The organism is Arthrobacter sp. Soil736 (assembly GCF_001428005.1).
Lineage (GTDB): Bacteria > Actinomycetota > Actinomycetes > Actinomycetales > Micrococcaceae > Arthrobacter.
The window spans coordinates 91,682-105,942 of record NZ_LMSB01000004.1 but is presented as its reverse complement, the minus strand read 5'-3'; the positions used below and the strand labels follow the sequence as shown (position 1 = coordinate 105,942).

Annotated in this window: 15 protein-coding genes; 10 read left to right on the top strand and 5 right to left on the bottom strand. The window is 66.3% G+C overall.

What is annotated here, in order from left to right; translation table 11 throughout:
• Positions 1–119 precede the first annotated feature (119 nt).
• Complete coding sequence (locus ASG92_RS04315; RefSeq protein WP_200951878.1) at positions 120–554, bottom strand: hypothetical protein; 435 nt, start codon at positions 552–554, stop codon at positions 120–122.
• Between the two features lie 206 nt (positions 555–760).
• On the opposite strand from ASG92_RS04315, the gene ASG92_RS04310 reads away from it, so the two are divergent.
• The 3 genes from ASG92_RS04310 to ASG92_RS04300 all read left to right on the top strand — a co-directional run bounded on the left by ASG92_RS04310 (position 761) and on the right by ASG92_RS04300 (position 5,829).
• Positions 761–2,518, top strand: coding sequence for an ABC transporter ATP-binding protein (locus ASG92_RS04310; RefSeq protein WP_056624938.1), 1,758 nt, complete (start codon positions 761–763; stop codon positions 2,516–2,518).
• 113 nt (positions 2,519–2,631) lie between these two features.
• Positions 2,632–4,557: an ABC transporter ATP-binding protein gene (locus tag ASG92_RS04305; RefSeq protein WP_056625006.1), complete on the top strand. Its 1,926-nt coding sequence runs from the start codon at positions 2,632–2,634 to the stop codon at positions 4,555–4,557.
• A 405-nt stretch (positions 4,558–4,962) separates the two neighbouring features.
• Positions 4,963–5,829, top strand: a complete 867-nt coding sequence (locus ASG92_RS04300) for a hypothetical protein (RefSeq protein WP_240986998.1) — start codon at positions 4,963–4,965, stop codon at positions 5,827–5,829.
• 131 nt (positions 5,830–5,960) lie between these two features.
• Here the strand turns inward: ASG92_RS04300 and ASG92_RS04295 are convergent, their stop codons facing one another.
• Positions 5,961–6,560 carry a TetR family transcriptional regulator gene (locus ASG92_RS04295; RefSeq protein ID WP_056624931.1) on the bottom strand — a complete coding sequence of 200 codons (600 nt, stop codon included), beginning with the start codon at positions 6,558–6,560 and terminating at the stop codon, positions 5,961–5,963.
• An 83-nt stretch (positions 6,561–6,643) separates the two neighbouring features.
• Between ASG92_RS04295 and ASG92_RS04290 the strand changes: the two genes are divergently transcribed.
• On the top strand, positions 6,644–7,423 hold the full coding sequence (locus ASG92_RS04290; protein ID WP_056625002.1) for an SDR family NAD(P)-dependent oxidoreductase: 780 nt from the start codon (positions 6,644–6,646) through the stop codon (positions 7,421–7,423).
• Positions 7,424–7,546: 123 nt separating this feature from the next.
• Positions 7,547–7,852 (top strand): hypothetical protein, encoded by a 306-nt coding sequence (locus ASG92_RS04285; RefSeq protein WP_056624928.1) that lies wholly within the window; start codon positions 7,547–7,549, stop codon positions 7,850–7,852.
• Between the two features lie 188 nt (positions 7,853–8,040).
• Here the strand turns inward: ASG92_RS04285 and ASG92_RS04280 are convergent, their stop codons facing one another.
• Positions 8,041–8,964, bottom strand: a complete 924-nt coding sequence (locus tag ASG92_RS04280; protein WP_056624925.1) for a LysR family transcriptional regulator — start codon at positions 8,962–8,964, stop codon at positions 8,041–8,043.
• A 273-nt stretch (positions 8,965–9,237) separates the two neighbouring features.
• On the opposite strand from ASG92_RS04280, the gene ASG92_RS04275 reads away from it, so the two are divergent.
• The 5 genes from ASG92_RS04275 (at position 9,238) to ASG92_RS04260 (ending at position 13,459) form a co-directional block, all read left to right on the top strand.
• Entirely contained in the window at positions 9,238–9,585 is a 348-nt protein-coding gene (locus ASG92_RS04275; protein ID WP_056624922.1) for a YgjV family protein, read from the top strand.
• A 266-nt stretch (positions 9,586–9,851) separates the two neighbouring features.
• Positions 9,852–10,736, top strand: a complete 885-nt coding sequence (locus tag ASG92_RS04270; protein WP_056624919.1) for an aminoglycoside phosphotransferase family protein — start codon at positions 9,852–9,854, stop codon at positions 10,734–10,736.
• Between the two features lie 58 nt (positions 10,737–10,794).
• Positions 10,795–12,219 (top strand): HNH endonuclease signature motif containing protein, encoded by a 1,425-nt coding sequence (locus ASG92_RS04265; RefSeq protein ID WP_240986997.1) that lies wholly within the window; start codon positions 10,795–10,797, stop codon positions 12,217–12,219.
• Between the two features lie 65 nt (positions 12,220–12,284).
• Positions 12,285–12,455, top strand: coding sequence for a hypothetical protein (locus ASG92_RS28110; protein ID WP_157372098.1), 171 nt, complete (start codon positions 12,285–12,287; stop codon positions 12,453–12,455).
• Between the two features lie 167 nt (positions 12,456–12,622).
• Positions 12,623–13,459, top strand: a complete 837-nt coding sequence (locus ASG92_RS04260; protein ID WP_056624916.1) for a GPP34 family phosphoprotein — start codon at positions 12,623–12,625, stop codon at positions 13,457–13,459.
• A 24-nt stretch (positions 13,460–13,483) separates the two neighbouring features.
• Here the strand turns inward: ASG92_RS04260 and ASG92_RS04255 are convergent, their stop codons facing one another.
• Positions 13,484–13,807, bottom strand: a complete 324-nt coding sequence (locus ASG92_RS04255) for a hypothetical protein (protein ID WP_056624914.1) — start codon at positions 13,805–13,807, stop codon at positions 13,484–13,486.
• Positions 13,808–13,865: 58 nt separating this feature from the next.
• On the bottom strand, positions 13,866–14,243 hold the full coding sequence (locus tag ASG92_RS04250; protein WP_056624911.1) for a RidA family protein: 378 nt from the start codon (positions 14,241–14,243) through the stop codon (positions 13,866–13,868).
• Positions 14,244–14,261: the final 18 nt, after the last annotated feature.

The following is a 14,261-nucleotide window of genomic DNA, read 5'->3' as shown; positions in this document are numbered from 1 at the left end:
TCCCGCGCGAGGCGCAGTGCTGCGGCCACGGCATCGGCTGCCCTGACGATAACCAGAAAACCCGCCTCTGCCCAACTGTGCATGCCAGCCGCTGGGCAATCATCTTCAAATGGTCGGGTTCACGGCCCCACAGCCGGGCGCCGCGCGGCATGCCCGTCCAGATCTTCCGCCTGCGCCCCGTAGCGGACCGACAGGAAGTACCGGTTGCTCACCGGGAGCCACATCAGCACCGCGCCGGCCAGCGTCAGCGCCAGGCCGGCCAGGATGAGCACCGACGGGTCCAGCGGCGCAGCCAGCACGGACACGACGGCACCGGCGGTCAGGAGGAGGCGGGCCCACCGCGCCCCGTGCTGCAGCTGGAGTGCCGCCCAGACCTGCAGGGCAGTCAGCGGGACTGCGAAGGCCACTATGAAGGGCACCGCCCAGTCAGGCATGGACTGGCCGAAGTTGATTCCTGCCACGTCCAGGATGACCGGCACGATGCCGAACACCACTGCGCTGGTAAGCCAGCACGCCGTCGATAATCGGATGGCCGCCGGTATGTCCCCGGGCACGCCGGAATCCAAACGCTGTTCCCCCAATGAAGTCCCCAATCTTCAACATGCGATTGCCGCGGTATGTAGGCGGTGACCACAGCCTACAGGGGAGGCCGGACAGCCGCCGGTTGGCAGCCCCGCCCGGGCCTGGGCGGGTCCAAGTTCGTCCCAAGCATCCGGACGTAGACTGGCCTTCAAATCACTTCGAGTGACGTGGAGACCGGATGCTCTGGAAGCTGCTCGTTGAATACCTGCGGCCGCAGCGGCGGCTGCTGATCGCCGTCGTCGTTTTCCAGCTGGCGCAGTCCATCGCCTCGCTGTACCTGCCCACGCTGAACGCGGACATCATCGACGAAGGCGTGGCGAAGGGGGACACCGGGTACATCCTGCGGGTGGGCAGCCTCATGCTGTTCATCACGCTGCTGCAGATCGCCTGCGCTGTCACGGCCGTGTACTTCGGGGCGAAGGCCGCGATGGGCATGGGGCGGGACCTGCGCGGGGCCATCTTCACCCGGGTGGGGGAGTTCTCCGAGCAGGAAGTCACCCGGTTCGGCGCCCCGAGCCTCATCACCCGCTCCACCAACGACGTCCAGCAAGTCCAGCAGCTGGTGCTGATGTCCGCCACGCTGATGGTGGCCGCGCCCATGCTCAGCGTCGGCGGCGTGATCATGGCCGTCCGGCAGGACGCGCAGCTGTCGTGGCTGATCGCCGTCAGCGTGCCGGTGCTCTTGATCGGCGTCGGCATCATCATCAGCCGGATGGTGCCGCTGTTCCGCAAGATGCAGGTCCGGATCGACACCATCAACCGGGTGCTCCGCGAGCAGCTGGCCGGCATCCGCGTGGTGCGGGCGTTCGTGCGCGAGGACCTGGAGACTGCCCGGTTCGCGCAGGCCAACGAGGACGTCACGGACACCGCCCTGCGCGCCGGGCGGCTGATGGCGCTCGCGTTCCCGGTGGTGATGCTGGTGCTCAACGTGTCCAGCGTGGCGGTGATCTGGTTCGGCGCGTTCCGGATCGAGGACGGCTCCATGCAGGTGGGCACCCTCATCGCGTTCCTCAGCTACCTGCTGCAGATCCTGATGTCCGTCATGATGGCCACGTTCATGGCCGTGATGATCCCGCGCGCCGCCGTCTCCGCGGACCGGATCGGCGAGGTGCTCGAGACCGAATCGTCCGTGCGGCCGCCGGCCCGCCCGCTCGCCTTTTCCGGCGCGGCCGCCGGGCGGCGTGGCGTGGGGACCGGCGAGCTGGAGATGCGCGGCGTCCGGTTCGCCTACCCCGGCGCCCAGCAGCCCGTCCTCAGCAACATCACCTTCACCGCCCGCGCGGGGCAGACGACGGCGATCATCGGCAGCACCGGGTCGGGGAAAACCACCCTGGTGAACCTGATGCCGCGGCTCTTCGACGCCACCGGCGGGGCGGTGCTCATGGGCGGGGTGGACGTGCGCGAGCTGCATCCGGACCTGCTGTGGGGGCACATCGGCCTGGTCCCGCAGCGGCCGTACCTGTTCTCCGGCACTGTCCGCAGCAACCTGCTGTACGGCAAGCCGGACGCCACGGAGGACGAACTCTGGGGCGCGCTGGCCACGGCCCAGGCGCAGGAGTTCGTCCGGGAAATGGAGGGTGGTCTGGATGCGCCCATCTCGCAGGGCGGGACCAACGTGTCCGGCGGGCAGCGGCAGCGGCTGGCCATCGCGCGGGCGCTGGTGAAGCGGCCGGAGCTGTACATCTTCGACGACTCCTTCTCGTCGCTGGACACCGCCACGGACGCCCGGCTCCGGCAGGCCCTCAAGCACGACACCTCCGGGGCCACGCTGGTGGTCATCGCCCAGCGGGTGTCCAGCATCCTGGATGCGGACCAGATCCTGGTGCTCGACGACGGCAGGATCGTCGGGCGCGGAACGCACGGCGAGCTGCTGGAGACGTCCGAGACGTACCGGGAGATCGTGTCCTCGCAGCTGGCGGCGGAGGAGGCGGCATGAGCACCTCAAGCCGCACCGGGCAGGCCCAGGGAACCGGGCCGACCGCCGTCGGGCGTTCTGCGGGTACCACCGCGGGGAGCGCGGAACGGCCCGCGGGCCCGCCGCGCCCGCCGATGGGGCCGGGCCGGGGCGGGCCGTTCGCCGGAATGAACGTCCCGGCGGAGAAGGCGATGAACTTCGGGCCGTCGGCCAGGCGGCTGCTGGGGACGCTGCATCCCGAGCGGCTGTGTCTGGTGCTGGTCCTGGCGCTGGCCGTGGCGAGCGTGGCGTTCTCGGTGATCGGGCCGCGGCTGCTGGGGGAGGGCACCAACCTGATCTTCGCCGGCGTGGTGTCCAAGAACCTGCCGGCCGGGGTGAGCAAGGACGACGTGATCGCGGGGCTGCGCGCGGCCGGCGAGAATTCGCAGGCGGACATGCTCGGCGCCATGGCGCTGACGCCGGGGACCGGGATCAACTTCGCGGCGCTGTTCTCGGTGCTGCTGTGGGCGCTGGCGCTGTATGTGCTGGCGTCGGCGTTCGGCTGGATCCAGGCGTATATGCTCAACGGCGTGGTGCAGCGGACGGTGTACCGGCTGCGCGAGCAGATCGAGGCGAAGATCCACCGGCTGCCGCTGCGCTACTTCGATTCCATCCAGCGCGGCGAGCTGCTCAGCCGGGTGACGAACGATGTGGACAACATCTCGCAGAGCCTGCAGCAGTCCATCTCCCAGGCGGTGACGTCGCTGCTCACCGTGGTGGGCGTGCTGGTGATGATGTTCCTGCTCTCACCGGTGCTGGCGCTGATTGCGCTGGTGACGGTGCCGCTGACGCTGGTGACCACGGCGCTGATCGCCAAGAGGTCGCAGAAGCTGTTCGTGGCGCAGTGGAAGCACACGGGGGAGCTGAACGGGCAGATCGAGGAGACGTACACGGGGCACGCGCTGGTGAAGGTGTTCGGCCGGCAGCGGGAGGTGGAGGAGCGGTTCCGGCAGAAGAACGGGGAGCTGTTTGCGGCGAGCTTCGGGGCGCAGTTCATCAGCGGCCTGATCATGCCGGCGCTGACGTTCATCGGGAACCTGGTGTACGTGGGGATCGCCGTGGTGGGCGGGCTGCAGGTGGCCTCCGGCGCGATGCAGCTGGGCGACGTGCAGGCGTTCATCCAGTACTCGCGGCAGTTCACCCAGCCGCTGGCCCAGCTGGGGTCCATGGCCAACCTGCTGCAGTCCGGGGTGGCATCCGCGGAGCGGGTGTTCGAGCTGCTGGACACGGACGAGCAGTCGCCGGACCCATTGCCGGCTTCTTCGCCGGACGGCGGGCGGGGGCGGCTGGTGTTCGAGAACGTGTCGTTCTCCTATTCGCCGGACAAGCCGCTGATTTCCGACCTGAGCCTGGTGGCGGAGCCGGGGCAGACGGTGGCGATCGTGGGCCCGACGGGTGCGGGCAAGACCACCCTGGTGAACCTGATGATGCGGTTTTACGAGCTGGATGCGGGGCGGATAACGCTCGACGGCGTGGACGTCACCGCGATGACGCGGCACGAGCTGCGCTCGCGGATGGGCATGGTGCTGCAGGACACGTGGCTGTTCGGCGGGACCATCCGGGACAACATCGCCTACGGGCAGCCAACGGCTACTGAAGCCGAAATTTTGGAGGCCGCCCAGGCGACATATGTGGACCGGTTTGTGCACTCGCTGCCGGAGGGCTACGACACTGTGCTGGAGGACGAGGGTGGCAATGTGTCCGCCGGCGAGAAGCAGCTGCTGACGATCGCCCGGGCGTTCCTGGCTCGCCCGTCCGTCTTGATCCTCGACGAGGCGACGAGCTCGGTGGACACCCGCACCGAGGTGCTGGTGCAGAAGGCGATGAGCGCTTTGAGGAGCGACCGGACGAGCTTCGTGATCGCGCACCGGCTGTCCACCATCCGCGACGCCGACCTCATCCTGGTGATGGAGGCCGGGCAGATCGTGGAGCAGGGCACGCATGCTGAGCTTCTGGCTGCCGGCGGGGCGTACTCGGCGCTGTACGCCGCGCAGTTCGCGGCTCCGGTGGCGGAGGTTTAGGGACGGTCGTCTCGAAAGCAGAGGGTTGCGAGCGCGGCTGGTTATAGGGAGGAGGGGGCATGGATGGACGGAGCATGGCTGTCTACCGTTCGGGGGCGGCACGGTACGCCTGGAACGCATCACTCCACTGTGTCGTACCACTGGCTGGCGCCTCCGCCAGTCCATGGAATTGATTCCATGGACTGGCCCTCCCCCGTTCCAGCGTCTGCCGACGACGACACCGGTACATCATGGCTGATTCAGCGGGCATGGCCAGACAAGACACCAGGAGAATTTGTACTGGAGGTCCGGACTCCGGGACGGCCCGGTGTCCGGGGAGCTCATCTGCGTCACGGGCAGTTCGAACTTATCCCGTTGGACGATCCGGGACTGCCCGCCTTGCGGGGGGAAGCGCAGCAGGGGGAATTGATTTCGTACTGGCCCTACCACCAGGCGGTCGTCCGGGCGGAGGGCCGCTACATAAAGATTTTCGGGCCAGGCGGCGCCGTCGTACCGGCCGAGCGCTGCGCACAAATGGACGTCCTACTGGACGCCGGCAACTTCACAACACCCAGAATCCTCCGTCAGAGCTCCCAGGAGGACGTCATCGTTTTCAGCGCCATCGCGGGACAGACTCTGAACGAGCTGGGCCGGGAGGACGCCGCCGTCTGCGATGAAGCGTTCGCCAGGGCGTGGGAGAAATGGTCGCGCGCCTGGGTCGCGGAACTGAACGGCTCCTATGGTCCCGCAGCGCAAAGCGTTCTCGACAGCCTTCCGCTCCGTTCACCAGAGTGGGAAGCCACGAAAATGTGTCGACGGGTGGACGACTGGTTGCGGCACAATGAAAACGTCCCGGAGTTGTCGTCTCAGCGCGATGCCTTGCGCACCGCTGCAGAGCAGGTGGCCATGAACCTGCTTCGGACGGCACCGGATCCGCTGGTATGGGCCCACGGAGACCTTTACGACAAGCAAATCATCGTTCCTGACGGCGACATCCCGCCCGGATTGCTGGACTTCGACAGTACGGCCCGACACGAGGCCGCCCGGGATCTGGCCGGCCTGGACGTCCATCTGGAGCTTCATCTACGAAATAACCGCATGACGCCCGCACGATATCTGACGGCTCACACTCAGGTGCTGGCCGCCGCCGAGGAACTGCACGTCAGTCCGGGCCGGTTCGATGCGTACTCGGACGCCATCTGGCTCCGTCTGGCATTGTCTCCGTTACCTGGCCGCTTCTCCCTGGCCATCGCCGTCCTCGCGGAACGGGCCGAAAAGGAATTGAGACAGTGAGCCGCCCCGCCAGATGACGGCATCACGCGCAGCGACAGCAAGCAGCCTAGCGGCGCCACCATGCAACGTGCATGATGTGGATACCCGTCGTCGGGCCACAGAACTACTTGAGCAAGGTCTCGGCTCTTGGGCTATACGGCCGGCACCCGCATCACGCCCACAGCCGCCGCCAAATAAGGCGCCGGATCCGGGTCCGTCCCGGCGGCCCACCGCATCCAGGCCTCGAACGTCGCGCCGATGAACGCAGCGCACAGATACCCAGCAACGTCCTCGCCGACGCCAGCCGAAACCAGATAAGCCCGCGTCCGCTCCCGCTGCGGCGCCAGCGACTCGTAGCTGCGGCTTGCCAGTTCGGGGTGCTCGGCAATCAGGCGCAGCCGGCCGCGCGTGACCGCGAGGTCAGGCAGAACGGAAACCCCGGCGATCGCCGCCTCGCGCAGCCCCGCCAGCACGTCGCCGTCGAAAGCGCCATGAGCGCCGGCTGAATCCAAAACCCGGCCGGAGGCCTCGATCACCGGCTCCATGCCGCCCCAGACGAGCTCGGCCTTGCTGGAGAAGTAGCGGTACAGGCTCTTGCGCCCGATCCCGGCCTCGCGCGCGATGTCCTCCATGGAGGTCTGCTCGTAGCCGCGCTCGGCGAACAGGCGCAGCGCAACGGCGGCGACGGCGTCGGGATCAATCGTCACCGGACGCCCGGTGGAGCGCGCGGGCTTCAAAGCATCCGAAGGCATCCCACCAGTATTCACCCTTAAATAATGACACAGGGTGTCATAAGGTGGACGGCATCAACTCCGTCAACGTCTGGAAGGACATCATGGGCAACGAAGCTTCATGGCAGGAGGCCGCCACCAACGGCCGCTTCGCCGGCAAAACCGTCATCGTCACCGGCGCCGCCTCCGGCATCGGCCAGGCCACCGCCCTGCGCATCGCCAGGGAAGGCGGCCGCGTCATCGCCACCGACATCAGCAAGGAACGCCTGGACGACCTCGTCGCCGAGAACGCCGGACTGGATCTGGTCCCCGTGGCCGGCGACATCTCCACCGAAGAGACCGTGGCCGCCGTCGTCGCTGCCGCCGGCGGACGGGTCGACGCCCTGGCGAACGTCGCCGGCATCATGGACAACTTCGCCCCCATCCACGAAGTGGACGACGACCTCTGGGACCGCGTCTTCCGGATCAACGTCACCGCCCTCATGCGCCTCACCCGCGCCGTAGTGCCGCTGATGTTGGACGCTGGCACCGGCTCCGTGGTCAACGTCGCCTCCGAGGCCGGCCTGCGCGGTTCCGCCGCCGGCGCCGCCTACACCGCGTCCAAGCACGCCGTCGTCGGCCTGACCAAGAACTCGGCCGTGATGTACGGACCCAGGGGCCTGCGCTTCAACGCCGTGGCGCCCGGCCCCACCATCACCAACATCGTGGCCAACTGGGGATCCCAGCTCGCGGCCGAACGCCTCGGCCCGCTGATGCAGGCCACCGTCCCGACGCCCGCCACCGCGGCGCAGCTCGCCGCCTCCATCACCTTCCTGCTCAGCGACGACGGCACCAACGTCAACGGCGCCATTCTCGCGTCCGACGGCGGCTGGTCGGCGCTGTAGGGGAGCGGATACACGCGCCAGAAGGGCAACGCGGCACCGCTTCAAGGCCGCCCTTCGGCCCTACCGGGATGACGCTGGAAGGCCTATCTTTGACCTGACACAGCCCGAGGGAAAGGAACGACGATGTTCACCTTGCAGATCAGCTATCCGGTCCGGGACTATGAGGCTTTCAAGAAAGTATTCGATACGGATCCTGCAGGCCGCGCCGCCGCGGGCGCCAGGTCTGTCCGCCTGTTCCGGGATACAGACGACCAGAACAGCGTGGCCGTGCTCCTTGACTTCGACACCCAGGATGCTGCGACCGTCTTTCTGGAACGGCTCCGCAGCGAGGTGTGGGACAAACCGGAGGTGATAGGGCAGCTGATGACGGAGTCGCCGACAGCCAGGATTCTGGAGGAGGTGGCCCGTGAGGGCCAGGGCGCGGGCTGACCGCTGAGAATCCGGTGGTCCCCGCCGGATGAGTTGGCCGCAACTTCAAGCCCGCCGTCCCCACTCGGCGGCTGGTCGGCCCTGTAAAGCACCTCGCGTAAGGGCAAGCCGACGACGGCGGGACGTCCCGCCGTCGTCCGCTCACTCCCGAACGCGCCTGTTCGGCGGGACTGCCCCGAACAGGCCGGTCAGGATGTCGACCGCGTGTCGAACGCCGCCGCCGATTCCCGTAGAAGGCGCGCGACTGTGTCCACGGGCATGCTGGCCGACCGCCGCCGGTCGAACCGTCGCAGTACGATGCGTCGCGTGCCCAGTCCAGGGACGTCCAGGACGTCCACCCCGTCATGGCTGACGCCGCTCAACGCCAAGGTGGGTACGATGGCGACACCCTCGCCCGCCGCGACGAGTGCCAGTGCGGTCAGCGTTTCCTGGTACTGATGCACCGTTTCCACCTGGGCGCCCGTGGACTGACGGATCCGACCGAGCACCGAAGCGTTGGCGGCTGAGGAGTCGACGCCGAGCCACGGAAGCGGCAGATGGCTAAGGTCGATGTTCTCGGTGGTGAGCAGTGCACCCGCGGGAACCACCAGTTTCCAGGGCTCGTCCAGTAGGGGCTCCTCGATCATTCCGGCGGAAAGTGAACGTTGGCCGGCCGTCATCGAATCGAGCTCGACCACAACGGCGTCGAGCGCGCGCTGCCGGAGAAGGCGTAACAAGGCAGGGAAGTCGTCTTCAACCATCCGGATCTGCAATTGCGGGTACCGGATGCGCCACTCGGGCAGGCGCGGGATCACCACCGTGCGGACAAAGCTGGTGAATCCGCCTACCCGCACCACCCCTGCGACCTTGGCCCCGCCCTCTATCCGGGCGCGGGCGACGCTGAGTGCGCGTTCGATCTCTTCGCCGGCTTCTGCAACGGCCAGGCCGGCGGGTGTCAAAACCGAGCCTTTGGGTGTGCGCACCACCAGCGCATGCCCCGTCTCGTCCTCTAACTTGTTGAGCTGCTGGGACACGGCCGAGGGCGTAATCCCCAGTTCGTCAGCCGCGGCGAGCACTCCGCCTGTGCGGGCAACGGCAAGGAGAACTCGCAGCCGGCGCGGATCAATATCCATGTTAAGTAGTTCTAAACCACATCTTCAGAGGAATGCAATTGATCTACAGTCATGTCGTCCTCATAATTGCTCTTGAAAGTCAAAAGGCCGGCAGCGGAAATTCAGCTTGGCGGTCCAAACGAATGAAGGCCTCGCGCGGACGGCTGACAAACGCTGGTCCAGCAATGCCTGATCCATTCGGCAATAGCCTCTTGTGAAACACGTAACTGTAGCCCGACATCTGTTCACTCCGACCAGCGGATGGCACCCGGACATCACCCCTGAAAGGACATCATGGAACTGCTGTTTGAAATTTCCGGCTGGGCAGGCGCGGTTGCGATACTCAGTGCGTACCTGGCTGTGTCCATGGGGTGGCTGAAGGCTGGCAAGGGCTTCCAGACCTCGAATCTCCTGGGTGCTTGTGCCTTCATTATCAATGGTGCCTTCCACGAAGCATGGCCGTCCGTGGTCACCAATATCGCCTGGTTCCTCATTTCCGCGGTCGCACTTCTTCGCATGCGCTCTGGGCAGGAGTCGCCGGCGGCCGCTGCTGAGGCCCCGCAGGTGCAGTTTCCTGGCGTCCCTGACACCACCGGCCAACTGGCCCTCGTTGAAGCGCCTCGAGCAGCCAGCTTTACTTAAGCCCATGACGGCGGGCGGTCCCCGCCGTCGTCTGTTTCTAATTCCTCCAGCACGGGCTGGAGCTTATCTATACGTCCGTCCCTACGAGTGCATGCCGGGACTCATTGCGTCGCAACACCGTGTTAGTCACAGTCCCCGCGTCGGTCACCTTTGGCTGGTCGACGCTGACCACGTTCCGCGCCCCATCTGCTCTCGGGATCTTGAACTATATTCGGACAAGGGAAGGGCCGGATTACATCGCAGGGACAAGGAAGGCGGACCTCTGAATGGCGGGAATGCCACCGGCAACGGTGGAAGTGAGTGACACCGTCGTCCAGTGCCTCGTCCGGGACCAGCGGCCCGACCTCGGCGATCGTCCTTTAGCGCGGGTCGCGAATGGCTGGGACAACGCGACCTTCCGGATCGGCGACGACCTGGCCATCAGGCTGCCGCGCAGGGCGGAGGCCGTTTCGCTCATACTGCATGAGCGGCGCTACCTTCCCGACATAGCCCGCCGCTCCCCGGTTCCGGTTCCTGTCCCGGTCCATGCCGGCCGGCCGACGTCGGACTATCCTTGGCCGTGGAGCATAGTGCGGTGGGTCCCCGGAACGGCCGCGGCCGACGTCGGCCCAGCAGACCGCGGGCCGGCCGCTGAAGGCCTGGCCGATTTCCTCCTGTCCCTCCACGTGCCCGCCGAAACCGGCGTCCCGGTGAATCCTTTCCGCGGCGTGCCCCTGACGAACCGTGACTCTGGGGTGGTGGAACGGCTCGGGGACCGCGAACGCTACCCGCAGGCCGCAGCGCTGAAAGCGGCGTGGGCGCAGGCCTGTGACGCTAAAGCCTGGGATGGCCCGGCGATGATGCTCCACGGGGATCTTCACCCGGGCAATATCCTGCTGGCGGACGACGGCTCGCTGGCAGGCGTCATCGATTTCGGCGACGTCGGGGCGGGGGACCCGGCTGTTGATCTTGCGGTGGGGTGGCTGATGTTCGACGCCGGCGCCCGCCACCGCTTCATGGGCGCCTTTGGCTCCGCAGTGGAAAGGGACACCTGGATGAGGGCCCGGGGCTGGGCTCTCATCCTGTCCACTGCCATGCTGAGCAACTCCGACGATAATCCGCGGATGTTCGCTGTGGGAGAGTTCGGGATCAGGGAGATCCTGGAAGGCTGACTTTGCCTGCAACTCTGACGCCGGCGTTAATGTCAGTGGCTGCTGTCATGCTGTGGGTATGGAATGCAAAGCCGTTGCGGAGACGTTGGAGGCCATGAAGGCCTCCCTTGCTGCGTTGGCTGAATGTGCCGGTCGCGCGGACGGGACCCTGGCCCCGGTTGGTGCTGACCCGCTTCAGGACGAAGCGGACGCGTGCCTGGACGGTATGGCCGAGGTGGGCAGCATCGAAGCCAGGCTGGCCGCGCTGAAAGTGCACTTTGCCGCCGGATATACCCACGCTGCTGCAGCCATGGCGTCCCCGGCCGTTTCCCCGCAGGAGCGCACCGCCCAGGAAATGGCGGTGACAGCAGAGGTGGCCTGTGTCCTGACTGTGAGTGAAAGATCGGCAGCGGCGCTCCTGGCGGAGTCAGCCACCCTGACCACCGGGTTGCCACTGACTCTCGCTGCGCTGCGTGCAGGGAGCATTTCATGGCAGCACGCGCGTGTGATGTGTGATGAAACATCCGGTCTGGACCCCGCCGCGGCCGCTGCCTTGGAGGCTCATTTCCTGGACCCCGAATCACCCTTTGCTGCGCGTGGCTGCGCGGCAGGGGAGCTGGTGCCGGGCAGGTTCCGCGCCAAAGCGCGCAGCTGGCGTGAGCGGCACCATCCTGTAAGCATCGAGTCGCGTCACCGCAAGGGTGTGGAGGATCGTCGGCTGGAATATGTCCCGGACCGGGACGGCATGGCCTGGCTCTCGGCCTACGTGACTGCGGATGTGGCAGCGGCTGTTTGGTCCCGTGCCACGGAAGCGGCGCGTGCCCTGCAGGGGCCGGCCGAATCCCGGACCCTGCCCCAGCTCCGTGCAGACGTCGCCGCTGACTGGCTGCTAGTGGGGGTGGCCGAAGGAACTCCGTCACCCAAGGCGCAGGTTTTGGTGACCGTTCCCGTGTTGTCGCTTCTGGGCGCCGTGACGGAACCGGCCACGCTGGATGGGTACGGTCCCGTTCCGCCGAGCATGGCCCGCCGGCTTGTTGGGGATGGCGCCGGATCGTTCCTGCGTGTGCTGACCGATCCGCGTAGCGGAGCGCCGCTGGAGATTGGACGCACCAGCTACCGGATTCCGAAGGCGATGCGCCAATGGTTGCGGCTTCGGGATGGCCGGTGCCCTTTTCCCGGCTGCAACAACCATTCCTTGGACAACGAAGCGGACCATCTGCTGGCTTGGTCCGAGGGAGGCGGCACCGGCATCACCAATCTGGGTCAGCCATGCCCGAGGCACCACCGGCTCAGACACGCGACAGCATGGAGGCCGGTTGACGCCACCAGGGACCGGCCACCCGGCTGGATCTCGCCCGCCGGGCGCTCCTATCCCAGCGAACAACAAGACTGGGAATCACCATACTGGCCGGAGGTACTTGCACGTGCCGCCGGACCCGGAGAGACCGGGCCACCATTACCGGTGGATCCCTTGCACGACTGGGCACTGTTCACCGCGGCGTAGGATCGACTCTCCATGGTCCTGCCCGGCTTCACACCACGCCGGAAGATTTCGGCGTCTCGGCACTGGTGCGCGATTACAACGGTGCCGTGGTGGGCTGCATTACGACGTCCGCGCCCAAGACCCGTGTTCCCGAATCCATGATCGATGAGCTGGCGGCCGGCGTCGTGGCTGCTGCTGCCGCTGTGTCAGCCAGATGGGGTTTCAGGCCGGCGGAGCACTTGGAGGGGGACGCCTAAGCGGCACCAAACCCCGACGGACGACGGCGGGAAGTCCCGCCGTCGGACGCCCACTGTGGCCGCAAACTTGCAGTAGCGGCTGGCCAGCGGCAGGGCAATGCAGGCGGCGGCGTGGACGCTTGTAGTTCCTCATTGTGGTGGCGGCCCAACTGCATCACCATGATCCTATGGATGCTGAATCAGCTAAGGCGGCGGAACTGAGCCTTCCCCAGGCTTTCCTGCTTTTGGCCACAAACGACAAAAACGGCAAACCTGAAGTTCCCGTGTTCGCACTCAGGACCACGGTGGCAGGGGCAATATTGGCCGAGCTGCACCTGCTCGGTGCAATCGGGCTGCAGGGGAAGTACGTCAGGGCTACCGGCACCTACCCGCAAACAGAGTTCCAGCACGAGTTGGAGCTCATCCGTGGCAAATCCCGGCCCCGCACTCCCAAATGGTGGGTCTCCGTGCTGGACAGTCGCGCCGAAGTGCAGCTTGTTTACGAGGGAATGGCGTCGCTGGGCATCGTGGAACATGTCGGTGAAAAGCACTTGGGCCGGTTCCGGGCCGTGCGGTACCCGCACAAGGACCACGCTCCGGAGGCGGCGCTCCTGAAAAACATCGAGGCCGCACTCAGTGGTGCGCCGTCCGATCTCGAGGCGCCGGATTCCACGGCGACCGAGGCCGGGGCGGTTGATGCGGGGACGACTGTTGCCGGGGCGGCTGATGTGGGGGCGTCGGATGCGAGGTGGACTGATGTCGGGGCGCCTGATGCCGGGACGTTAGATGCTGGGGCGTCCGATGCCGGCACGCCTGCACCCGCGAAGCCTGGTGCCCAGACGCCCGATGCCAGGACCACAGTGCTGATCGCCCTGCTTCAGGCGGCCGGACTGCTCGGCAAGCTCTTCCCGGCAGCAGATCTAACCCAGGCAAGTGAGCTGGCGAGGGACTATTGGCCGACCCGTGCCGTGGAGGACGAACTTCGTCTGATCAGACTGGCGGAGGAGGAAGCCGCAACCTTATGAGGCTGGACCCGGTTATCGTCTGACCTAGGTGCTGAGCCCCCAATGGACTCTGATTGCCTCGGCAATTCGGCCGGCGGTGACATCGACCCGGAAAGCAACGGGTGCGGTACCTGTCTCTTCGATGACCGTGTCACGGTACACGCGGCCGCATGATGGACACAGGGTGTAGAGGTCCTCATCCTCCGGCCATTTGGCCAGCCCTGCGGGGATAGGGGTGTCTCCTCCGATGTGAACGGGGATGCCTTGTGAGTTGGCCTGAATCAATCCGTCTTGGCCGACGGTGTTACCGCATACGCAGGTGATGGTGGTGACATCATGGTCGATGACTTCGGCGGTTTCAGTGTCCATGATGAGCTCCCCTGCGTTGTTGGGACGTTCTGCTTGTAGCTTATGCCTGATAACCTCCTCAGCGGGGTGCGCGGGCGGTGGCTGCTATTTCGATGCGGAGGTTCAACGGCAATGCGGCGACGGCAACCGCCGTTCGTGCCGGAAGGATCTGGTCCGCGCCGAAGTGCGAGGCGTATTCCTCGTTCATGGCCGGCCACTCGCTTATGTCGGTGAGGTAGCAGGTAACCGTCAGGACGTCGTCGAGGGTCATTCCGCCGGAGGCGAGAATGGCGGCGATGTTTTCCATCGCTTGGCGGGTCTCGGCCCTGATTCCGCCGGGTACGACGTCGCCCGTCATCGGGTCAAGGCCGCCTTGTGCACTGAGGTAGCAGATGCCGTCGCTGATGATTCCGGCCGAGAATGGGCCGACGGTGGCGGCTTCGAGTTTTCTTTTCATGCCGGGCTCCTCATCGTT